Origin of the sequence: Halobaculum magnesiiphilum (assembly GCF_019823105.1) — an archaeon.
GTDB lineage: Archaea > Halobacteriota > Halobacteria > Halobacteriales > Haloferacaceae > Halobaculum > Halobaculum magnesiiphilum.
Genome location: NZ_CP081958.1, coordinates 1722099 through 1744495, shown reverse-complemented (window position 1 = coordinate 1744495; position 22397 = coordinate 1722099). Strand labels below are relative to the sequence as shown.

Annotated in this window: 18 protein-coding genes; 7 read left to right on the top strand and 11 right to left on the bottom strand. The window is 70.3% G+C overall.

Annotated features, from left to right (window positions below):
• Nucleotides 1–714: 714 nt before the first annotated feature.
• Nucleotides 715–2430 (top strand): Cdc6/Cdc18 family protein, encoded by a 1716-nt coding sequence (locus K6T50_RS08780; RefSeq protein WP_425601379.1) that lies wholly within the window; start codon nt 715–717, stop codon nt 2428–2430.
• 245 nt (nt 2431–2675) lie between these two features.
• Here the strand turns inward: K6T50_RS08780 and K6T50_RS08775 are convergent, their stop codons facing one another.
• Entirely contained in the window at nt 2676–3518 is an 843-nt protein-coding gene (locus K6T50_RS08775; protein WP_222606249.1) for a S24/S26 family peptidase, read from the bottom strand.
• Nucleotides 3519–3645: 127 nt separating this feature from the next.
• Between K6T50_RS08775 and K6T50_RS08770 the strand changes: the two genes are divergently transcribed.
• Entirely contained in the window at nt 3646–5259 is a 1614-nt protein-coding gene (locus K6T50_RS08770) for a DNA-directed DNA polymerase II small subunit (protein ID WP_222606248.1), read from the top strand.
• Between the two features lie 135 nt (nt 5260–5394).
• On the opposite strand, the gene K6T50_RS08765 is transcribed toward K6T50_RS08770, so the two are convergent.
• Entirely contained in the window at nt 5395–5823 is a 429-nt protein-coding gene (locus tag K6T50_RS08765; protein ID WP_222606247.1) for a hypothetical protein, read from the bottom strand.
• Nucleotides 5824–5979: 156 nt separating this feature from the next.
• On the opposite strand from K6T50_RS08765, the gene K6T50_RS08760 reads away from it, so the two are divergent.
• Complete coding sequence (locus K6T50_RS08760; protein WP_222606246.1) at nt 5980–6672, top strand: class I SAM-dependent methyltransferase; 693 nt, start codon at nt 5980–5982, stop codon at nt 6670–6672.
• A gap of 18 nt (nt 6673–6690) precedes the next feature.
• Here K6T50_RS08760 and K6T50_RS08755 read toward each other — a convergent pair whose 3' ends face one another.
• From K6T50_RS08755 to K6T50_RS08740, 4 genes are all read right to left on the bottom strand, one after another.
• A complete protein-coding gene (locus tag K6T50_RS08755) occupies nt 6691–6969 on the bottom strand; it encodes a hypothetical protein (protein ID WP_222606245.1) in 279 nt (92 codons plus the stop codon).
• Nucleotides 6970–7055: 86 nt separating this feature from the next.
• Nucleotides 7056–8336: an ABC transporter ATP-binding protein gene (locus tag K6T50_RS08750; RefSeq protein WP_425601378.1), complete on the bottom strand. Its 1281-nt coding sequence runs from the start codon at nt 8334–8336 to the stop codon at nt 7056–7058.
• Nucleotides 8329–10074 carry an ABC transporter permease gene (locus K6T50_RS08745; protein ID WP_222606243.1) on the bottom strand — a complete coding sequence of 582 codons (1746 nt, stop codon included), beginning with the start codon at nt 10072–10074 and terminating at the stop codon, nt 8329–8331. Before K6T50_RS08745 ends, K6T50_RS08750 begins: the two co-directional genes overlap by 8 nt.
• Nucleotides 10035–11213, bottom strand: a complete 1179-nt coding sequence (locus K6T50_RS08740) for a thiamine ABC transporter substrate-binding protein (RefSeq protein WP_222606242.1) — start codon at nt 11211–11213, stop codon at nt 10035–10037. Before K6T50_RS08740 ends, K6T50_RS08745 begins: the two co-directional genes overlap by 40 nt.
• 118 nt (nt 11214–11331) lie before the next feature.
• Here K6T50_RS08740 and K6T50_RS08735 point away from each other — a divergent pair, with 118 nt between their 5' ends.
• Nucleotides 11332–12405 carry an AI-2E family transporter gene (locus K6T50_RS08735; protein WP_222606241.1) on the top strand — a complete coding sequence of 358 codons (1074 nt, stop codon included), beginning with the start codon at nt 11332–11334 and terminating at the stop codon, nt 12403–12405.
• An 80-nt stretch (nt 12406–12485) separates the two neighbouring features.
• Here K6T50_RS08735 and K6T50_RS08730 read toward each other — a convergent pair whose 3' ends face one another.
• Nucleotides 12486–13268, bottom strand: coding sequence for a sulfurtransferase (locus tag K6T50_RS08730; protein WP_222606240.1), 783 nt, complete (start codon nt 13266–13268; stop codon nt 12486–12488).
• 251 nt (nt 13269–13519) lie between these two features.
• Here K6T50_RS08730 and K6T50_RS08725 point away from each other — a divergent pair, with 251 nt between their 5' ends.
• On the top strand, nt 13520–14389 hold the full coding sequence (locus K6T50_RS08725) for a sulfurtransferase (RefSeq protein ID WP_222606239.1): 870 nt from the start codon (nt 13520–13522) through the stop codon (nt 14387–14389).
• Between the two features lie 30 nt (nt 14390–14419).
• On the opposite strand, the gene K6T50_RS08720 is transcribed toward K6T50_RS08725, so the two are convergent.
• Together K6T50_RS08720 and K6T50_RS08715 are read right to left on the bottom strand one after the other, a co-directional pair.
• The gene (locus K6T50_RS08720; RefSeq protein ID WP_222606238.1) at nt 14420–15943 is read right to left on the bottom strand and encodes a PAS domain-containing sensor histidine kinase; all 1524 of its coding nucleotides are present in this window, start codon (nt 15941–15943) and stop codon (nt 14420–14422) included.
• 117 nt (nt 15944–16060) lie between these two features.
• Nucleotides 16061–17659, bottom strand: coding sequence for a stage II sporulation protein M (locus K6T50_RS08715; protein WP_222606237.1), 1599 nt, complete (start codon nt 17657–17659; stop codon nt 16061–16063).
• Between the two features lie 182 nt (nt 17660–17841).
• Between K6T50_RS08715 and K6T50_RS08710 the strand changes: the two genes are divergently transcribed.
• Nucleotides 17842–18471, top strand: coding sequence for a transcription antitermination protein (locus K6T50_RS08710; RefSeq protein ID WP_222606236.1), 630 nt, complete (start codon nt 17842–17844; stop codon nt 18469–18471).
• A 56-nt stretch (nt 18472–18527) separates the two neighbouring features.
• Here the strand turns inward: K6T50_RS08710 and K6T50_RS08705 are convergent, their stop codons facing one another.
• Together K6T50_RS08705 and K6T50_RS08700 are read right to left on the bottom strand one after the other, a co-directional pair.
• Nucleotides 18528–19676, bottom strand: a complete 1149-nt coding sequence (locus K6T50_RS08705; protein ID WP_222606235.1) for a tubulin/FtsZ family protein — start codon at nt 19674–19676, stop codon at nt 18528–18530.
• A 67-nt stretch (nt 19677–19743) separates the two neighbouring features.
• The gene (locus K6T50_RS08700) at nt 19744–20016 is read right to left on the bottom strand and encodes a DUF7553 family protein (RefSeq protein WP_222606234.1); all 273 of its coding nucleotides are present in this window, start codon (nt 20014–20016) and stop codon (nt 19744–19746) included.
• Between the two features lie 293 nt (nt 20017–20309).
• Between K6T50_RS08700 and uvrB the strand changes: the two genes are divergently transcribed.
• A complete protein-coding gene (gene uvrB, locus K6T50_RS08695; protein ID WP_222606233.1) occupies nt 20310–22394 on the top strand; it encodes an excinuclease ABC subunit UvrB in 2085 nt (694 codons plus the stop codon).
• Nucleotides 22395–22397: the final 3 nt, after the last annotated feature.

The window sequence follows — 22397 nt, the reverse complement described above, 5'->3', positions numbered from 1 at the left end:
TGGGCCACGATACGGGTGACTCCTCACGATGGGTCACTAGACCACCTCGTCGCCCGAGCCCGTGTCAGTCGTTCGGCCGGGCCGAACTGGGATCCGACGATAGACTCAATGCTACAACCCTGATTACCGACGACCCGTCACTTCAGCAACCGATTCCCGTTCCGATCGTCGGGCGACCGAGATCGAATCAGTTCCCGAATTGGGGATCCCACCGTGATATCTTCCGGCCCGAGAGACCCTCCCTTCCCGTCGAACGACGAGGAACAACGAGGAACGACGAGTTCCGATCTCACACGTTCGGCGGGGCTTCGACCAAACAGTAACGTTTTTTAACAGGCTGTCCATCCTCTTCGGTTGCATCATCTGGACGCGGTCGGTCACCTGTCCGGGCTCAATATCCCCGAAATACCGGGTGAGAGCCCCCGATCCGGCAGGTGCCCGATGAATGTTCCAGTCGAAACAAAGGGGTTCAACGAACGGATGACACGGGACGAAGAGCCGGAACACAGCCCGAACGACGACGGTACCGACGACCGGTCGGATGCGACGACGCACTCCGACGAGAACGACGACTCCACCCGAAGTGACGGGCGGCCGTCCGACACGGAGAGCGGTAGCGCCGGCTCCGATCCGAAGCCTCGTTCCGAACCCGAATCCGAATCCGAACCGGAAGTCGAATCAGAATCTGTCCGCGAGACAGAACGAGGATCCGGGGTGGAACCGGATTCCACGCCGACCGGAACGTCCGTCGCGGACGATGGCGAGAACGGGAAGGGAGGCCACAACGGGGACAACGACGCCGGCTACGACCGTAGCGACGAAACCGACCATACCGACGACGCCCGCGACGCGGCCGACGGCGACGCGGCCGACCACGACGACGGCGATGACGCCGACCACGGCGACTACAACACCGGCCGGGACACCGACGGCGACGCGGATGTCGGCGCGGACGGAACGTCGTTCAACTTCGGGTCCGGGTCGCGGTCGCGAACGGACGTGGATCTCGACGTCGACGAGGTGCTGTCGGACGAGGACGACGAAGCCAGCACCGGGCTGTTCGACGACCTCCTCTCGGGCGAGCCGATCTTCGAGAACAAGGAGGTGCTTCGCCCCTCCTACACGCCCCACGAGCTCCCTCACCGGAAGGACCAGATCAACAAGATGGCGACGATCCTCGTGTCCGCGTTGCGCGGGGAGACGCCGTCGAACATCCTCATCTACGGGAAAACGGGGACGGGAAAGACGGCCTCGGCGAAGTTCGTCTCACAGGAACTCGAATCGACCAGTCAGAAGTACGACGTTCCCTGCGAGGTCGAGTACATCAACTGCGAGGTGACCGACACCCAGTACCGCGTGCTCGCGCAGCTCGCGAACAAGTTCATCGAGAAGAACGAGACGGTCATCGACGACCAGCTCGACGACCTTCGCGACCTTCGCTCCGCGGCTACCGACGACGACAGCGCGCTCGACGGGACCGAGTTCGCCTCGGTCTCCGATGTCGACGACCGCATCGCCGACCTCGAGTCCGACCGCGAGGAGATGGAGGAGGTGCCGATGACCGGATGGCCGACCGACCGCGTCTACTCGACGTTCTTCGACGCCGTCGACTATCACGAGCGCGTCGTCGTCATCATGCTCGACGAGATCGACAAACTCGTCGAGAAGTCCGGCGACGACACGCTGTACAACCTCTCGCGGATGAACTCCGAACTGGAGAACTCCCGGATCTCCATCATGGGGATCTCGAACGACCTGAAGTTCACCGACTTCCTCGACCCCCGCGTCAAGTCGAGCCTCGGCGAGGAGGAGATCGTCTTCCCGCCGTACGACGCGAACCAGCTACGGGACATTCTCCAGCACCGTTCCGACATCGCGTTCAAGGGCGACGCGCTCACCGAGGACGTGATCCCGCTGTGTGCCGCCTTCGCCGCGCAGGAACACGGCGACGCTCGGCGGGCGCTCGACCTGCTGCGCACCGCGGGCGAACTCGCCGAGCGCTCGCAGGCCGACCTCGTCGAGGAGGCGCACGTCCGGCAGGCGCAGGACAAGATCGAGTTGGACCGCGTCGTCGAGGTCGTTCGGACGCTCCCGACCCAAAGCAAGATCGTCCTCTTTTCGATCATCCTGCTGGAGCAGAACGGCGTCCACAATGTCAACACCGGCGAGGTGTTCAACATCTACAAGCGGCTCTGTGAGGAGATCGACGCCGACGTGCTCACCCAGCGTCGCGTCACCGACCTCATCTCCGAACTCGACATGCTGGGGATCGTCAACGCCGTCGTCGTCTCGAAGGGTCGCTACGGCCGGACCAAGGAGATCTCCCTGTCGGTCCCCATCGACGAGACCGAGGCGGTCCTGCTGTCGGACTCCCGCCTCGGCGACATCGAGGACGTCCAGCCGTTCGTTCAGGCCCGATTCGACAACTGAGCGGTTCCCGGCTCACCACCCCCGCACGCCCGCCGGTCGACCCAACCCGACTCGACCCGACCTGGAATCGATCCCTCGGTTGACACCCCTTCATTTCGACTCCGATATCTGTCTCCAGTACGGTATTCCGGATCCAGTATCGACTCCACACGAAACACTACTCTTCTTCCGGGTTCCTGGGTTGGTCCCGGTCAGGATCCGGTTTCGATCCACGGACCGTCGCTGGCGAGCGATGGTGCCGCTCCCTATGCGGGCATGGCGGTCGGCGTCCCCCCGGTCGAACCGGTGACCGGAGTCGCCTGCACGGTCATGGTCGGTTCGGCCGTCGGCGTCGTGTTCGACTCGGCCGTCGGCGGCTCGACCGCGCCGGCACCCTCGCCACTGGGTTCGGAAGCGTCGCCACCGGAGTCGGATGCGCTCACCAGTCCGTCTCCCGCCCCGTTCGACTGCACGAGTATCGCCTCGGAGAAGACGAGCCGAACGTACCCGAGATACGGGACGCGAACGCGCGCGACGCCGTGGATCCACTCGGATTTCACGACGGGGGCGATGCCGCTCACCTGGTCGTACTCGGCGTTGGCGTCGCCTTTCGTGATGAACCCGTCGTACGGGGCCGGACAGGCGGAAATTCCCTCACACGAGGTCGCGGGGAGGTAGTCGGGGTTCGCGCGGTCGACCCAGTTTTCCCCCTCCTCGACGTGCAGCCGCGCCCGGTGAATGATCGGCGAGCCGCCGGACCCGGGCGGGTGATACACGATCACGGATCCCGGCTCGCCGAAGGTACCGTAGCCCTCCGAGGCGCCGGTCTCGTAGGTGACGATCCCGGTGTCGCCGTGTGCGAACTCGGGAGAGAACCGGTCGGGTTCCGTGATGAACACGAGGTCGCCGCGCTCCATGTGCGGTTCCATGCTCCCGGACTCGACGGCGACCATCGGGGGCCAGACGCCCGAGACGGCGAACAACAGGAGTCCGATCAGCGCGACTGCGAGCACCGACGTGAGCACCTCGCGGACGAACACCGCCGCGCCCGTCTCCGCGTGGAGGAACCGTGACAGCGGGTCGTCGGGCGACCGCCCCTCGTCGCTCATTACTCAACCGAACCCGGCGACCGGTGTTGAAGCTTCTGTTAGGTTCTCGCACGCCGGAGCGCATCGGTACGGTCGGCCGCGGTCGCCCTCCGCTATCCTTTTGCCCGCGCCCGGCGGACCGTCGGTCGTGCCGCTGGAGACGTCCTCCCGAGTCGTGCAGGCGCTCGCCCGCCGCGGGTACAACGCCGAGCGGGAGGCCGTCACCCTCATCGCCGAGTCGTCGTCGCCCGAGCTCGCCCTCGAGTCGGCCATCGAGGCCGCACCCGAGGACGCGCTCGTCCTCACCACGGACCACGTCCGGGAGGCGCTCGAAGCCGAGCCGGTTCCGGATCCCAAACAGGTCGACGGCGCGAATCGGTCGCCCCCGTCGACCGACACCGGCTCAACTGCGACCGACACTGCCTCCTCGGCGACGACGGACGACCCCGCACGAGAAGACCCCTCCGTTTCGAGTGGAACCCCCGCCAGAGAACCGCACCAGGACGCCGAGACGGATCCAGACGAAACGAAGGGGACCGGAGCCGGCGCTCGCTCCCCGAACCCGCCCGTCGTCGCGAACGACATGACCGGGGCGTCGACCGGGACGGGCGCGTACGACGAGTTCGTCGGCGTGTTCCGCGACCGCTACGAGCGGCTCTCGGGACAGCTTCGGGGCCGCGTCAATCACCGCCCCGCCGACTCCATCGAGGCGATGGGCGGCGGCGCCGACGTGGAGCTGATCGGTCTCGTCAACGACATCAGATCGACCGCGTCGGGCCACTGGCTCGTCGAGTTGGAGGACACCACCGGGACGTTCCCGTGTCTCGTGATGAAGGACCGCGACATCGCGGACCTGGTGGACGAACTGCTCATGGACGAGTGTATCGCGGTCTCGGGAACGCTCGCGGACGACGCGGGCATCGTCTTCGTCGACGCGATCCACTTCCCAGACGTTCCCCGGACGTACCGGCCGAGCACCGCCGACCGTCACGTGCAGGCGGCGCTCATCTCGGACGTGCACGTCGGCTCCCAGGAGTTCCTCGCGGACGCGTGGGGCCGGTTCGCCGACTGGCTCCACACCGAGGAGGCCGAGACCGTCGAGTACCTGCTCATCGCCGGCGACATGGTCGAGGGCGTCGGCGTCTACCCGAACCAGGACGAGGAGCTCGACATCGTCGACATCTACGACCAGTACGAGACGTTCTCGGAGCACCTGAAGGAGGTCCCCGGCGACATGGAGATCGTGATGATCCCCGGGAACCACGACGCGGTTCGCCTCGCCGAGCCGCAGCCGGGGTTCGACGAGGAGCTTCGCGGGATCATGAGCGCGCACGACCCCCAGATCGTGAGCAACCCCGCGGTGGTCGACGTGGAGGGCGTCTCGGTCCTGATGTATCACGGCGTCTCCCTCGACGAGGTGATCGCCGAGTTGCCCGAGGAGAAAGCCAGCTACGACGAGCCGCACAAGGCGATGTACCAGCTCCTCAAGAAACGCCACGTCGCCCCGCAGTTCGGCGGGAAGACCCGCGTCGCACCCGAGGAGCGCGACTACCTCGTCATCGACGAGGTGCCGGACGTGTTCCACACCGGCCACGTCCACAAGCTCGGGTGGGGCAAGTACCACAACGTCCTCGCGGTCAACTCCGGCTGCTGGCAGGCCCAGACCGACTTCCAGAAGTCCGTCAACATCGACCCCGACGTGGCCCACGCGCCGATCCTCGATCTGGACACGCTGGACATGATGGTCCGGAAGTTCGTTTGAGGCGCACCGGCGCCCGACTCACGTCTCTCCCGGGCCATCGGTTCCACCCGAAGCCATGGGGCGTCACACTTGCCGTCGGGGTGACGTGCACGCGCTGACGCCCGACTCAGGCACGGACGGCGACGCGTCGCCCCGCTATGCCTCCTCCACGCGGTATCGCGTCGTCGCCTTCCCCTCGAAGCGGGGTCCCGGGCCGTCCGCCTCGAACCCGGCCCGCTCGGCGGCCGTGCGGAGGTCGTCCTCGCCCTCGACCACGAGCAGTTCGACGGCCATCCCCTCGCCGGCGGCGAATCGCAGGGGCTCGGCGAGCAGCCGCTCGGCCGCCTCGCGCGTCCCCCCGAACTGCGTGACGTGGACGGTGTCGGCGCGGACGTCGAAGCTGACGAACCCCAGGAGGTCGGCCGGGTCGGCGTCGACGTCCTCGTTCGGGTCGGTCGCAGCCTCCTCCTCGACGGCGACGCGAACCGTCCGGTCGTGGACGAGTCCCCGCATCGCATCCGACGGAGCGTCGGCGATCGCCGCCAGCGCCTCGGCGTCCGCCTCCACCGCGTCCCGGACGTGCATACCCCCCGATTGGCCCGCGTCCACCCTAAAGCCTCACCCCGCGTCGACAGCCTCACCCCGCCCGCCCCACCCGCCCCGCCTGCCTCGACCGCCTTGCCCGGTCCCGCCGCGAGCGACACCGGCGGGATATTAGGTCCGGGGAGCGAACCCGCGGGCATGAGCGTTCGCGACGAGTTCGACGCCTGGGCCGCGGACGGCCGCGACAGGGGGATGGAGGAGCGTCACTGGCACACCGCCAAACACGTGCTCGCGCGGATGCCCGTCGAGGACGGCGACCGCGTGCTCGATCTGGGCACCGGCAGCGGCTACGCGCTGCGCGCGCTCGCCGAGTCCACGGGGATGACCCGCGGCTACGGGCTCGACGGCGCCCCCGAGATGGCCCGCAACGCCCGCGAGTACGCCCTCGACGCGGCGCCGGCCGCCGACCTGGGGTTCGTCGTCGGCGACTTCGGCCACCTCCCCTTCGCGGACGACTCGCTGGATCACGCGGTCACGATGGAGGCGTTCTACTACAGCGACGACCCCGACGAGACGCTGCGGGAGGTCGCGCGCGTGCTGAAGCCCGGCGGGACGTTCTACTGCGCGGTCAACTACTACGAGGAGAACGTCCACAGCCACGGCTGGCAGGACACCATCTCCGTCGACATGACCCGCTGGGACGCCGCCCAGTACCGCGACGCATTCCGGGAGGCCGGCCTCCACGTCGCCGAACAGGACAACGTCGCCGACCGCGAGACCGACATCCCGCCGGCCGAGGAGTTCCCCACCGACTCGTGGGACACGCGCGAGGCGATGGTCGAGCGCTACCGCGAGCTCGGGACGCTGCTCACCGTCGGCGTGGCGCCGTAACCGGCCGTCGCAGCCGACTCACTTGTCGGACGAACCGTTCCCCTCGTCGTTACCGCTCCCAGTATCGGGACCGTCCTCGTCGGCTACCAGGGTCGACTCGTCGACGGTGAGCGGCCCGCGGCCCAGCAGGATCGACACCCCGCCGAGGAGGCTCCCGCCGACGATCAGCACCATGAGCGGTTCGAGCACGCCGGCGAGCAACAGGAAGCCCGCCGAGACGACCGTGACCAACCAGACGAGCAGCAGGTCCCGTATCGACCTGTCCCACCCGTCGTCGCTCGCGTGGGTCTCGCTCATGGGAACCCGTGACTCCGGGACCCCCGAAAAACCACGTGAGTCGCTGCCGTCGTGACGGGCGGACTGATCGGCCGATGCCCGTCCGGTCACTCCCGCTCGACCACGCGCACGTCCTCGGGGTCGACACCCAGCGTCACCGCCTCGCCGACCCCGAACGACCGCCGGCCGTCGGTCCGGGCGGTCACGTCGCCCCCGTCCCAGTCGCAGTGGAGCCGCGTCGCGTCCCCGAGGAACTCGGTCCCGTCGACGGTCGCCGACAGCCATGTGTCGGCATCGGTCGCCCCGTCCGGTGCCCCGCCGGCCGCCGGTTCGGGGTCGTTGCGGTCGCTGTCGTGGCCGCGGTCGTCGTCACGGGCGCGGTCGTCGTCGTTGCGCTGGCCACGGACCCGGATCCGTTCGGGACGTACGCAGACGACGAGGCGGTCGCCGTCGCGGGCATCGTCCACGGCGTCGGCCGGGAGCGGAAGCGTCCCGCCCTCGTCGACGCGGAGGCGGAGGGAGCCGTCGCCGCCGTCCCCCCGGGCGGCCGCCGCGTCGCGGGCGCGGTCGCCGCCGGCCGCGCCGACCGACCCCGCGAACACGTTGTTGTCGCCGAGGAACTCCGCGACGAACCGCGTCGCCGGCGCGTCGTACAGCTCGCGGGGCGGGCCGATCTGTTCGATCCCGCCGTCGTCGATCACGGCGACGCGGTCGGAGACCGACAGCGCCTCCTCCTGGTCGTGGGTGACGTACACCGTCGTGATGTCGAGTTCGCGCTGGATCGCCCGCACCTGCACCCGGAGCCGCTCGCGCAGGCGGGCGTCCAGCGCCGACATCGGCTCGTCGAGCAGGAGCAGCCGCGGCTCGGGCGCCAGCGCCCGCGCCAGCGCCACGCGCTGCTGTTGTCCCCCCGAGAGGGTGTCGGGGTCGCGGTCGGCGAACCCCGACAGATCGACTAGCTCCAGCAGCTCCGTCACGCGCTCGTCCGTCGTCGTCCCCTCCGGCGCCCCCGAGAAGCGGAGGCCGTAGGCGACGTTCTCGCCGACGGTCATGTGGGGGAACAGCGCGTAGCTCTGGAACACGACGCCGACCCCCCTCGCTTCGGGTGGAACCCCCGCCATCGACTCGCCGCCGATGTGAACCGACCCGGCGGTCGGCTCCTCGAACCCCGCGAGACACCGCAGTGTGGTGGTTTTGCCGCATCCCGAGGGGCCGACGAGCGTGAAGAACTCCCCCTCGTCGACCGCCAGATCGATGCCGTCGAGCGCGGTGGTCGACCCGTATTCGACCCGGAGGTTCTCCAGTCGAACCGCCGGATCGGACCGCTCGCGCGGCTCTGACGGGTCCGCCGGCTCGGACCGCTCGGACGGCTCGGGCGCTTCACCCACGGAACTCACCCCCGACGCGCTCGATGACGACGAAGGAGGCGGCCGTCACCGCCAGCAACACGGTGCCCATCGCCGTCGCGGGGCCGAGCCGCCGGCCGATGAAGCGCTCGACGGCGACGGGCATGGTGTAGGTGCCGCCGCCCTCCGCGAGGATGACGGTGGCGTCGAACTCGCCGATGGAGATGGCGAACGCGAAGGCGGCGCCGGCGACGACGCCCGGCCACACGAGCGGCAGCTCCACGTCGAGGACGGCCCGCGCCCGGGAGGCGCCCAGCGCCCGCGCCGAGTCGACGAGCGCCCGGTCCAGCGAGTCCAGCGGCGGCGCGACCGTCCGCACGACGAACGGGTAGGCGGCGACGGCGTGGGCGGCGACGATGGCGACGGCGCCGGTGACGGTGAACCGGTAGCCGAACGCCTCGAACCCGAACACGAGCCCGCGGAGCAGCCCGAGGCCGACGACGATCCCCGACACCACGAGCGGCGCCATCGACAGCGCGTCGACGAGCCAGCGCCCGCGGAACCGACGGGTCGTGAGCACCCCCATCACGACGCCCAGCGGGACCGCGACCAGGAGCGTCGCCGCCCCGAAGACGAGCGAGTTGACGATCGCCGGGAGCGGCTTCACCTGGAAGGCGGCGCCGGTGGTCTGACGCTCGACGAGGAACCGGTAGGCGTCGAGCGTGAACCGCCCGTCGACGCTGACGCTGGCGTAGAGCATGCTCGCGAGCGGCGCGAGGAACACGAGCGCGACGACGACGGCGTAGCCGCCGATCGCGAGCCGGCGGAGGGCTCGATCGCGGGTCCACGAATCGGGCCACAGCGGCCGGCGAACCAGCGTCCGGATCCCGCGGCGCTCTGCCGCCTGCGCGCGCTCGTATCGGAGGTACAGCATCATCAGCGACAGCGAGACGGCGGTTTCGAGCGCCGCCAGCGACGCGGCCCGGCCGTACTCCAGCTGCTGGCGGGCCGAGTAGATGAACACCTCGATGGTGGCGTACCGCGAGCCGCCGAGCGCCAGCGGGATGGCGAACGTCGCGAACGTGAACACGAACGTCAGCGTCGCGCCCGTCAAGATCGCCGGGAGCAACTGCGGGAGCACCACGTCGCGGAACGCCCGCCGCCGCGAGGCACCCAGCGAGCGGGCGGTCTCGACGGCTCCGGCGTCGACGGACTCCCACGCGGCGGCGACGACCCGCGTCACCAGCGGCGCGTTGTAGAACGCGTGCGCGACGAGGATCGCCCCCAGCGACGGGAGCAGGTCCACTGGCGGGAGGCCGAGCGCCGACAGCGCGGCGTTGAGCGTTCCGCTCGCCCCGAAGGTGGCGTAGAAGGCCGCGGCGACGAGCACCGACGGGACGACGAACGGCACCATCGTCACCGACCGGAGCGTGTCGCGTCCGCGGAACTCGAAGCGCGCGAGCACCCACGCGCCCGGCAGCCCGAGCAGGACGCTCAGCAGGGTCGACAGCAGCGCCTGGTAGGCGGTGAACCCCAGTACGCGGCCGAGGTAGAACTCGTCGGTGACCACCTCGACGAGGGGGGCGAAGGTGAGCCGGCCGTCCTCGACGACGGCGTCGACGAACACGGTCGCGACCGGGTAGTAGAACAGCAGCGTCAGCAGGAGGGCCGTGACGGCCGCCAACAGGGGCAGCGCGAACCGCTCGGCGAGGCTCGTCGGACCGGCCGTCCGAACGCCGTTCACCCGCCGGCGAAGCGCCGCGCCCACTGGTCGGTCCATGTCCCGAGGTTGGCTTCGAGTTCGTCGTACGTGAAGGTGACCGACTCCGGCGGCTCCTTGGCGTACTGCGCGTAGTCCTCGGGCAGCGGCGCGTCCGTGATCGCCGGGAACGCGACGTTGCGCTGGGCGATCCCGGCCTGTATCTCGGGGCGGAGCATGAACTCCATGAACCGTCTGGCAAGGCGGGGGGCGTCGCTGTCGGCGAACCGGGCCATCCCCTCGGGGTTGGCGTACCCCTGGTCGTTCAGGAAGCGGATCCGGTGCTTGTCGAGGTCCTGGCCCTCGGCGGAGGCGAACACCTGGTCGGTGGAGTACGAGACGACCATCGGCGCCTCCTCGTTGAGGTACGCGGAGTAGGAGTCCGACCAGTTGCCGAGCACGGTGACGCCGTTGTCCTGCAGGCGGTCCCAGTAGTCGAGGTAGCCGTCCTCGCCGAAGGCGTCGATCGTGTGGAGCATGAACGCCTCGCCGGTCGTGGAGGTGGTCGGGTTCTGCGCGATGAGGTCGCCCTCGAACTCGGGCTGTGTCAGCTCCTCGAACGTCTCGGGGGCGACGAACTCGCCGCCGTCCATCGTCGCGTTCCACACCAGCGAGATGTACCCGGTGTCGAACGGCACCGCCCTGCCCTGCGGGTCGAACCGGAGGCCGTCCTTGATCGCGTCGCCGCCGGCGAGATCGCTCGCCTCCGCGAACAGCGACCCCGTGAACTGCCCCTCGCCGCGCTGGCTGTCCACGTCGATCAGCTGGCCGGTGTCGAGCCCGACGTACACGTCCGCCTCGAAGTCGACCCCCTGCACCGCGCGCTCGATGTAGTAGTTGAGCTCGGAGTCGGGCGTCTGAAACACGAGCGTCGCGTCGTACTCGGACTCGAACTCCCGCTTCAGCCACGCGCCGGGGCTCGTCGACGGCGCGTCCACGAACGGCGGGTACGTCGCCACGACGAGCGTGTCCGCCATCGACTCGGTCGGCTCGCCGGTCGTCGTCCCCTCGGTCGTGACCTGGTCGTCGGTCGTGGCCGGCGGCTCGCTCGTCGCCTCGTCGGCGACGGGCTGGGCCGAACAGCCGGCCAACCCGGCGACGCCGACGGCGCCGACCGCCCCGAGGAACCGCCGCCTGCTGCGTCCGGTCTCGTCTGTCATTACTCGGTGGTCACACCCGGAGATAATTAACCCCCGCGGTTCACGGCTGGAAACCGGAGGCACCGACGGCGGTCGGTCACGGGCAACCGTTTTGTACCGAGCCGTGTGGGGTAGGCGTATGCAGCCCAGTCGGCGGACCGCGCTCGCGGCGCTGCTGGCCGGGCTCCTGGTCCTCGCGGCGTTGGTGCTCGAGAGCGTCCTCTCGACGGTCGTGTTCGCGGTCACCGTCGCGTACGTGTTGTATCCCTTCCGGGAGACGGTGAGCGGCTACGGCTACTCAGGCCGGGTCGCCGCCGGCGCCGCCACGGCCGCGGGCTTTCTCGGCGTCGTGGCGCTGGCTCTGCCGCTCGCGTACGTGTTGTACCGCCGTCGCCTGGACCTGCTCGCGTTCCTCGGGGCGATCCCCGAGCGGATCGTCGTCGACCTCGGGACGTTCGTGTACGTGCTGGAGACCGCGCCGCTGTTGCAGACGGCCCAGGAGGCCCTCCGCGGGCTCGCGATCGCGCTGGCGGCGGCCGCCCCCGTCATCGCGCTGAAGCTCGTCGTGTTCGTCATCCTCGTGTACGGCCTCCTCCTGAAGCCGAACGCGCCGCGCGTGGCCGCGCTGCGGCTGTGTCCCGGCGAGTACCACGACGTGCTCTTCGCGCTCCACCGCCGCACGGCGTCGACGCTGCGGGCCATCTACGTGCTGCAGGGGGCGACGGCCATCGCGACGTTCGTGGTCGCGCTCGTGACGTTCGCGGCGCTGGGATACGAGTCGCCGTTCGCGCTCGCGGTCGTCGCCGCCGTGCTCCAGTTCGTCCCGGTGCTGGGACCGAGCGTCGTCGTCATCGCGCTGGCGGTCGTCGATCTCGTCGCCGGCAACGCCTTTCGCGCGGCGATCGTCCTCGTCGTCGGGCTGGTGTTCGTCGGCTTCGTCCCCGACGCGGTGATCCGGCCGCGGCTCGCCGGCGGCGCCACCGACCTCCCCGTCTCCGTGTACTTCGTCGGCTTCGTCGGCGGCCTGCTCACGCTCGGGGCGGTCGGGTTCGTCGTCGGGCCGCTCGTCGTCGCGCTGCTGGCGGAGACGGTGCGGCTGCTCTCGAACAACGGCGCCCCAACTCAACAGCAGCTCCCGGGGCTCGGCGCGGATCCGGACCCGACCGCAGACGGGACGCCGCCGCCGGACACCGACGACGAGCCGTCCCCCTGATCGTCGCGGGCGCCGTTCTCAGATCGTCGCGGTCGCTATCCCCCTGATCTGCCCGTCCGCCGTCTCCCCGACTCGCGCGCCTACTCGGTGACGACCTCGCCGTCGCGCGCCTCCCACTCGGTGAGGCTCCCCTCGTAGAACAGCACGTCCTCGTAGCCGAGATGCCGGAGCACGAGGTAGGTGTGGCTGATCCGGCGGGCGGTGTTGCAGTACAGCAGGACCTCCCGATCCGGGGTGATCCCCCGTTCGCGAAGCGTCCCCTGCAGCTCCCCGCGCGGCTTCAACCCGCGCGTATCGGGGTCGACCAGCTCGAGCCAGTCGAGGTTCACTGCGCCCGGGAGGTGGCCCGCGGCGTACTCCTCGGGGTCGCGGGTGTCGACGACCGCCGCGTCGCCGCCGAGGCGCTCGCGGACGCCGTCGAAGTCGACGAGCGGGGACTCGGCCGGTTCGCCCGGTTCGTACTCGGTCGGCTCCACGTCGGCGGCCTCGCGTGCGGTCTCGTGTTCGCGGCTCCACGAGCTGTAGTCGCCGTCGAGCACGTGCAAGCGCTCGGGCTCGTGGCCGTACAGCTCCGCGGTCACGAGGAACCTGGCGGCGAACACGCCGTGTTCGTCGTCGTAGGCGACGATCTCGTCGCCGGGGGCGACGCCGGCGTTCGAGAGCAGGTCCCCCCAGCGGTCGGCGCCCGGGAGCATCCCCGTATCCCCCGCACTCGATCGGAACTCGTCGAACGGGATCGAGACGGCGCCCGGTACGTGGCCGATGCCGTCGTACTCCCACGCGTCGCGCACGTCGACGACGCGGACGCCGGGGTCGTCGAGGCGGTCGGCGAGCCACGACGCGGGGACGAAGGTGTCGCTCATGCCCGCCGTTCGCGCGGCGCCGGTAAAAGCCCGGTCGAGCCGGCGACGCCCGCGCGGCGTCAGAGAAGTCGGAAATTATTGCTGGTTCACGGCCGTCGCCGTTCCGCCGGCGGTCGCGGTCGGTCGCCGGCGACGGCGGTCCCGACAGGAGGACGGGAAATGGCGGCAAGGATTTCCGGTTCATGCGACGAATGGCCGCCTCTGCCGGGGATGCGGGTATTATACGGCGGGGAGGCGTACCGTCGTTCGCAATGTCAGATTACGCGAAGGACGTACTCGTCGACGCCGACTGGGTGGAGTCCCACCTCGACGAGTTCCAGTCCGACGACCCGGCGTATCGACTGGTGGAGGTGGACGTCGACACGGAGGCGTACGACGCCGAACACGCCCCCGGCGCCATCGGCTTCAACTGGGAGACGGACCTCCAGGACCAGACCCAGCGCGACGTGCTCACGAAGGAGGACTTCGAGGCGCTGAACGCCGAACACGGCATCAGCGACGACTCCACGGTCGTCCTCTACGGCGACAACTCGAACTGGTTCGCCGCCTACACCTACTGGCAGTACAAGTACTACGGCCACGACGACGTGAAGCTGCTCGACGGCGGCCGCGAGTACTGGCTGGAGCACGACTACCCGACCACCGACGAGGTGCCGTCGTTCCCCGAGACGAGTTACGAGGCCGACGAGGCCGACGAGTCGATCCGCGCGTACCGCGACGACGTAGACGACGCCATCGGCGCGGGCGTTCCCCTCGTCGACGTTCGCTCGCCCGAGGAGTACAGCGGCGAGATCCTCGCCCCGCCGGGACTCCAGGAGACCGCCCAGCGCGGCGGCCACATCCCCGGCGCCCGCAACATCTCGTGGGCCTCCGTCACCAACGACGACGGGACGTTCAAGACCCAGGAGGAGCTGGAGGAGCTGTACGACGACGTGCTCGCCGAGGGCGACGACGAGATCGTCGCCTACTGCCGCATCGGCGAGCGCTCGTCGGTCGCGTGGTTCGCGCTCCACGAGCTCGTCGGCGCCGACCAGACCGTCAACTACGACGGCTCCTGGACGGAGTGGGGCAACCTCGTGCGCGCCCCGATCGTGACGGGCAGCGAGCCCGGCGGCGAGTAACCCGCCCGATCTCCCCCGGAGACGAACCGCTCACTCGGACGTGCGGTCGGCACGCCCGGTGTTCGCACGCCCGTTCGGGCCGGCCCCGTTCGAACTCGCGCTCGATCCGTTCGGATCCGCAGTCGGCCCGCCCGGGTTCACGGTCGACTCGTCCGCGACCGTCGGGACGGTGATCTCGATCCGGTTCCCGTCGGAGCCCGCGTTCTCGACGGCGACGGCTCCGTTCGCCAGTTCGACGCACCAGTAGACGAGCCAGACCCCCAGCCCGCCGCTGTGACGGACGGGGTCGCGTCCGAACTCGTGGGACCCGGTCAGCACGTTCACCTCGACGTCGGGAAGCGGGGCGGCGCCGTCGACGATCTCGATGGCGACGCTCCCGTCGCCGCCGGATCGAACGCGAACGTCGACGGCCGGCCGCCGGTCGTCGCAGTGAACGATCCCGTTCTCGATCAGTTCGGTCACCGCGGCCGTGATCGGCGAGGGGATCGCCGCCGAACGGTCGTCCGGCCCAGCGACGTACTCGATGTCGGCGTTCGGGTGGCGCGTTCGCGCCCGCTCGACGGCGCGCTCGACGGCGTCGCCGACGGCGATCCGTTCGCCGAAGCGTCGGTTGACGAGGAGCTCGATGATCTGTCGTTCCTTGGCCGCGCTCTGGAGCAGTCGCGTCCCCGTCGCTCGGATCTGTTCGGTCAGCGTGGCAGCCTCCGGGAACGCCGTGGCGATCCGTTCTGCCGTCCCCAGGATCACGTTGAGGTCGTTGCGGAGGGTGTGCCGAAGGAGGTTGTCCATCACCACCAGATGTTGCTCGCGCCGGCGTCTGTCGGTCACGTCGCGGCTGAACCCCGCGATCCGGGTGACGACGCCGTCCTCGACGATCGGAGTCGCCTGCACCCACACCCACCGGGTGAAGTTCTCGTCGGGGTTGACGCGATACTCGATGTCGACGGACTCGCCGTCCGTGAGTCGCTCCATTCCGTCGATCACGCCGGCTAGATCGTCCGGATGGACCGTGTCGAGGAACGCCACCGAGTCCCGATACAGCCGTTCCGGGGCGATCCCGTAGATCTGCTCGACGGCGCCGTTCACGAACAGCGCCTCCGACCAGTCGCCGGCGAACAGCCAGAGGACGTCGCCCGACACCGAGGCGATCGTGTGCAACCGCGTAGCGGCGGCGTCGCGCGTCTCCTCGGCCAGCACCCGTTCGGTGATGTCGCGCGAGCTCACGACGTATCCGTCGTACGCGTCGGCGGTCAGGTTCGACAGCCGGCTCTCGAACCACACCCACGACCCGTCGCTGGTCCGGTGTCTGTACGTGACGGTGGTCTCGTCGTACGCGTCCGACCGGACCGTTCGATCGAACTTCCGTCGGACCCTCGGCGCGTCGTCGGGGTGGACGTACGAGAAGACGTTCTCGCCGACGAGGTCCTCCGGTTCGTATCCCAGGATCGCCTCGACGGCGGCGTTCACGTAGGTGAACGTCCCGTCGGCGGTGACGACGGCGATCTCGTCCTGTGCGTGATCGAGGAGGGCTTCCCCGGGAGACAGATCGCCCATGGGCGCGCTCGGACACCGGCTACCAAAAAGGTGCGTATGTGTCTCTGCGCCAGGATTTCGACCGATCACGGCTACGACGGACGCCGAACCGACCCCGCGAGATCGCGGGGCCGAGCGTTATCCGCCCAGCACGGCGGCCGCGACCCGCGGCGTGAGGAACGCCTCGATGGCGGCCGCGACGACCAGCAGGATCCCGATCCCGACCAGCACGTGTGCGGCCCGCTCAAGCGCGGCCGCGACCGCCTCGGCGTCCGCGCGGCCACGAACCGCGCGCCAGCCGACGCCGCCGAGGTGGTGTCCGAGCCCGCCGGCGACGGCGATCACCGGGAGCTCGAGCACGCCGTGGGGGGCCACGAGCGCGAGGAACGCCGTCCGGTCGAACACGCCCGCGAGCGCGCCGACGAGGACGCCGTTGAACAGCAGCCCGGACACCGCCGGGAGGCCGAACGCGACGCCGCCGTACGCGAGCCCCACGCTCACGAGCCAGTTGTTCGCCGCGATGGTGACGAACGGGCCGACCGGGACCGCGCCGAACACGCCCGCCACGTCCTCCGGGCCCGACGCCGTCACCCCGTACGGGGCGGTCGTGGCGTACCCAGCGGCGACCCCGCCGGCCAGCGTCGCGAGCGCGGCCAGCACCGCGACCGGATGGCCGGCGACGAACCCCGTCATCTCGCTCCAGCCGTGCCCGAGCGCGCGGCGAACGCGCGTGCGGAACCCCGGACGCTCGACCGGTTCAGGGCGGTCGCATCCGGCGTACAGCGCGGTCGCGCCGGCGTCGAGCAGCGGGACGACGAAGAGCGGCAACACGATCCCGCCGAGACTGCCCGCCCCCGCGGCGTTGGCGACGCCGACGGTGACCGCGGCGGCGACGTAGCCGCCGACGGCGACGAGCGCGAACCCGACGGCGTGGGCCGGGTGGTCGCGAACGAACCCGAGGCTCGCCCGGATCGACCCGACGGCCCCGCGGCCGTCGACGACGGCGGCCGACTCCGCGAACGCCAGCAGGAAGTACGTGAGGAGGAGGACCAGGACGCCGAGGCCGACGAGTCCGACGGTCAGGAGGATCGCGGCAACGCCAGCGGCTGCGTCGCCGCCGATCACTGCGGGCCGGAGCGCGAGGTTCACCCCGACGAACAGCGGGCCGCCGACTGCGACGAGGCCGACGACCGCGCGGACGAGCGCGAGTCCGAGGAACGTCCGCCAGCGCCCGGCGGTTCGGACGCCGGACACGAGCGGGTCGCGGCCGTCGAGCCCGGCCCAGACGGTCCCGTACGACACCGCAGATCCCAGCGCCCGAGCGAGCAGGCCGACCACGACCGCGGCGACGACGCCGATCCCGAGGGCGGCGACGACCGTCGGCGTCGCGGCGTTCGCGGCGGCGTCGGCCAGCGCCTCGGCGGCGCCGGCCGGGATCTCCCCGGAACCGGATTCCGGACCGTCTCCGGGCCCGATCCCGCCGCCGGGGTCGCCGGCGGCGCGAGCGGCCTCCTGTAGCTCGACGGCCGCACGCACGAGCGGTTCGAGTCGACCGGTCGCCGCCAGCGACGCCACGGCGACGCCGAGGCCGACCGTCACCGGGACGCGGGCGGTGGCGGCGAGGCCGATCGAGAGGAGGTACGCCGGGAGGACCGCGGCGGGGCGGTCGCGGAGGAGTCGCCCGGCCGCCGTGAGCGCGGTCGAGACGGACCGCGGCTCGTCGGAGGGACGTGACACATCCGCGACTCTCCCGGGCGGCTAGTAAGGGTGTCGCCGGGGTCGCCGTCCGCTTCGGGCATGCGATCGGCGCGTTCCAACTGCCACCGCCCGGTCGGCGCATTGACCGGTCGCCCCGTCACGCCCGGGCCAGCGCTGCCGGCGGCGAGGGTTTCAAGCGGCACACCGGCGTACGTTCGGGCATGGACGCAGACGCCTTCTCAGCGGAGTTCCGAGACGACAACGAGACGCCGCTCTCGCGGCTCGGGTCCTCGAAGTCGCTGTACGCGCTAACCGGCGGCGAGATGGACGCCGCCGCCGTGCGCACCGCCGTCGCCGCCGAGTTCGCCCTCGCCGGGCGGACCTTCGAGTCGTGGAGCGCCGACGAGGCCAACGGCGACGCCGCGGCGCTGTTCGGCGACGCCGCCGAGGACGCGCGCGAGCACCGAGACGTGGCTGCCCCCGACTTCGACCCCGAGACCGACGACCCCCACGAGTACCCCGAGTACGACGTGCTCGCCGACCTGACGGGCACCGTCGAGCGCGTCGGCGGGCTGTACGGCCGGCTCGTGGTCGCCCACACCCGCGCCGAGCAGACGGTCGGCTTCTTCGTCGGCGACGCCGACCCGGCGTCCTCGAACGACTTCCGCGGGATCCGCGACGACCTCGCCGAACGCCTCGACGACGCGCTCGACGCGCTCGCGGAGGTGTGCGACGGCGACGAGGACTGGAGCGCCGCCCGCGAGGCCGCCGACCGGATCGTCGAGGTCGCATACGACGACTACGTGACGACGCTGGAGTCGATGGGCGTCAAGCCGAAGAACGTCTGCTGAGGCGTCGGTTCGGCGGTCACGGCGGTTCGGAGGTGCTCGGTCGTTCGGAGCCCGGATCAGAACAGCGGGTCGAGCCCCTCGGCCTCCCAGATCCCGCCGGACAGTTCGGCACGCTCGGCGATCGCGGCGACGTTGCGCTGGGCCTCGACGGCGCCCGCGCGCAGCTCCGCCAGCCGCGGCGCCTCGGTCACACCGCCCAACAGCACTGCGGCCGCGAGGTGGTCGGTGTCGCGCAGGGGGTAGTCGCCGCCGCGCACCTCCGGGGTGCCGGTCGCCTCCTCCAGCCACCGGCGCGCGTCCTCGACGCCCGCCCGCGAGAGCGTCTCCGGGGGCCCGCTGACGACGACCAGCGCCCGCTCCACGTCCGGTAGCTCACACGGGAGCGTCAGCCCGCCCAGCGCTGCACGCCGGACCGTCGCGGTCACGCGCGTCGTCGACTCCAGCGCGTCCTCCTCGATCCGCTTGCGGCCCCCGAACAGCCCGCGCTTGCGTTCCAGCGGCGCCGAGGCGTAACCGAGCGACGCCACCCCGCCCGAGCGCCCGAGCGTGTTGATGATCTCGCTGGCGTCGACCACCTTCTCGGGGGTCGGGTCGCGTGCCTCCCCCGCCGACAGCAGGACGCCGAGCCGTCGGGCGATCTCCTCGTTCACGCGGCCGTAGCCGCCCGCGAGGCTCTCGCCCGTCTCGCGGTGGGCGTCGTTGTCGAACAGCAGCGTCGCGTCGGCGTGCTCGACGACGGTCTTGAGCGACCGCGCGGCGTTGAGCGTGTAGATGCCGCCCTCCTCGCGGGCGGGCAGCACGCCGAGGGCGTAGACGGGCTCCTCGTAGATCCGGCGCAGTTCCCGGCAGATCACAGGCACGCCGCCGGAGCCGGTACCCCCGCCCAGCGCCGCGACCACGAGGAACGCGTCCACGTCGCTCGTCGGGATCGCGTCGACCGCGTCGCGCACCTCCCCGATGTCCTCGCGGGCGAGCTCGGCGCCGAGTTCGTTGTCCGCGCCGGAGCCGTGGCCCTTCACCCGGTCGCCGCCGATGAGCACGCGTCGCTCGGGGTCGATCTCCTGCAGCCCGAGCAGGTCCGCGCGGGCGGTGTTGACCGCGACCGCGTCGGCGACGATCTCGACGCCGGCGCTTCGCTCGTATCGCAGCAGCGCGTCGGCGATCTTGCCGCCCGCCTGTCCGACGGCGACGAGTCCGATCTTCATGGCCGGACGTTGTCGCCGCCGGTGATAAATCGCGGTCCCGATCGGCCGTCGATCGCCGCCCCGGGACTCAGACGCCGGGCACGTCCTCGCGGTACTCGTTGATGCACTCGACGGCGGCGTCGGCGTGACCCTGTACGTCCTCGCCGGCGTCGCCGGCGGCGTCGCGGACGATGTGCGTCCGCTTGTCGAGCCAGCCGTGGTCGGGGCCGGGTTCGTTCTCGTCGGCCGCCGCCCGGAGGTCGTCCGCGACCCGGTCGAACCGCTCGGCCGTCTCGCCGTCGGCGGCGTCGGCCGCGCGCCGGAGGTGTTCTGCCGCCTCCACGAGGAGCGTGCGTGTCATGATCGAACGTTCTCGGCTTCGGGTGGTATGCGTTTCGGCGGTCGCGAACGTCGCCGCTGTCGCCGACGCGATCGCTTCATGGGCGATGCGGCAGAGGAGCGATCCGCCCTTGTTCGCGCTCGCTTCGTGGGCGGCGCGCCCGCAAGCGCGCCGCCGTTGTCCGCGCTTGCTTCATGGCCGGAGCGGCACAGGACCGTTCCGCTGTTCTTTCGCGGTCTCGTTCGTTCGCTCCCTTCGGTCGCTCACTCACTCGACCGCGCTCGTCAAGTGCGTCCCGCCCCACACCCACTCCAATGAGCGAAACCGAGGGACCCCTCTCACCGGACCGTCCCGAGGCGGAGAAGCCGCTGCGCGTCGACGCCCCCTTCGACCCCGCGGGCGACCAGCCCGACGCGATCCGCCAACTCGTCGACGGCTTCGAGTCCGGGATGACCGAGCAGACGCTGCTGGGCGTCACCGGCTCCGGGAAGACGAACACCGTCTCGTGGGTCGTCGAGGAGCTCGACACCCCGACGCTCGTCATCGCCCACAACAAGACCCTCGCCGCGCAGCTGTACGAGGAATTCCGGAACCTCTTCCCCGACAACGCCGTCGAGTACTTCGTCTCCTACTACAACTACTACCAGCCCGAGGCGTACGTCGAGCAGACGGACACCTACATCGACAAGGAGATGTCCATCAACGACGAGATCGACCGCCTCAGGCACTCCGCGACGCGGTCGCTGCTGACGAGGGACGACGTGATCGTCGTCGCCTCCGTCTCGGCCATCTACGGGCTCGGCGACCCCGCGAACTACCGCGGCATGGCGCTGGAACTGGAGGTCGGCCAGGAGATCGGCCGCGACGAGCTGCTCAAGCGGCTGGTCGACCTGAACTACGAGCGCAATGACGTGGACTTCCAGCAGGGCACCTTCCGCGTGCGCGGGGACACCGTCGAGGTGTTCCCGATGTACGGCCGCCACGCCGTCCGGGTGGAGCTGTGGGGCGACGAGATCGACCGCATGCGCAAGGTCGACGTGGTCAACGGCGAGGTCGTCAGCGAGGAGCCGGCGGCGCTCGTCCACCCGGCGGAGCACTACTCGCTGCCCGAGGAGCAGATCGACCGGGCCGTCTCCGAGATCGAGGAGCTGATGGAACAGCGCGTCTCGCACTTCGAGCGCCAGGGCGACCTCGTCGCCGCCCAGCGCATCGAGGAGCGCACCACCTTCGACATCGAGATGCTCCAGGAGACGGGCTACTGCTCGGGGATCGAGAACTACTCGGTCCACCTCTCGGACCGGGAGTCCGGCGACGCGCCCTACACCCTGCTCGACTACTTCCCCGACGACTTCCTCACGGTGATCGACGAGTCCCACCAGACGCTCCCCCAGATCAAGGGGCAGTACGAGGGCGACAAATCGCGCAAGGACTCGCTGGTCGGCAACGGCTTCCGCCTGCCGACGGCGTACGACAACCGCCCGCTCACCTTCGATGAGTTCGAGGAGAAGACCGACCGCCGGCTGTACGTCTCGGCCACCCCGAGCGACTACGAGCGTGAGCGCTCCGAGCAGGTCGTCGAGCAGATCGTCCGCCCCACCCACCTCGTCGACCCCGAGGTGACCGTCGAGCCCGCCGAGGGACAGGTCGACGACCTGATGGACCGCATCGACGACCGGATCGAGCGCGGCGAGCGCACCCTCGTCACCACCCTCACCAAGCGGATGGCCGAGGACCTCACGGAGTACCTGGAGGAGGCCGGCGTCGAGGTCGCGTACATGCACGACGAGACCGACACCCTCGAACGCCACGAGATCATCCGCTCGCTGCGGCTCGGCGAGATCGACGTGCTCGTCGGCATCAACCTCCTCCGGGAGGGGCTGGACATCCCCGAGGTCTCCCTCGTCGCGATCCTCGACGCCGACCAGGAGGGCTTCCTCCGCTCGGAGACCACCCTCGTGCAGACGATGGGTCGCGCCGCCCGCAACGTCGAGGGCGAGGTGATCCTCTATGCCGACGCGACGACGAGCGCGATGGAGGCGGCCATCGAGGAGACGAACCGCCGCCGGGAGATCCAGCGGGCGTTCAACGAGGAGCACGGCTACGAGCCCCGGACCATCGAGAAGGAGATCGGCGAGACGAACCTCCCCGGATCGAAGACCGACACCTCGGGCGTCGCCGGCGACGAGGTCGCCGACGAGGAGGAGGCGCAGGCGCGCATCCAGGCGCTGGAGGATCGCATGGAGGAGGCCGCGAGCAACCTGGAGTTCGAGTTGGCGGCGGACATCCGCGACCGGATTCAGGACCTCCGCCGGGAGTTCGACGTCGACCCCGAGGAGGTCGGGATCGAGCCGCCCGCGGAGGACGCCGAGGGGATCGCCCCCGGCGACGACGACTTCTGATTC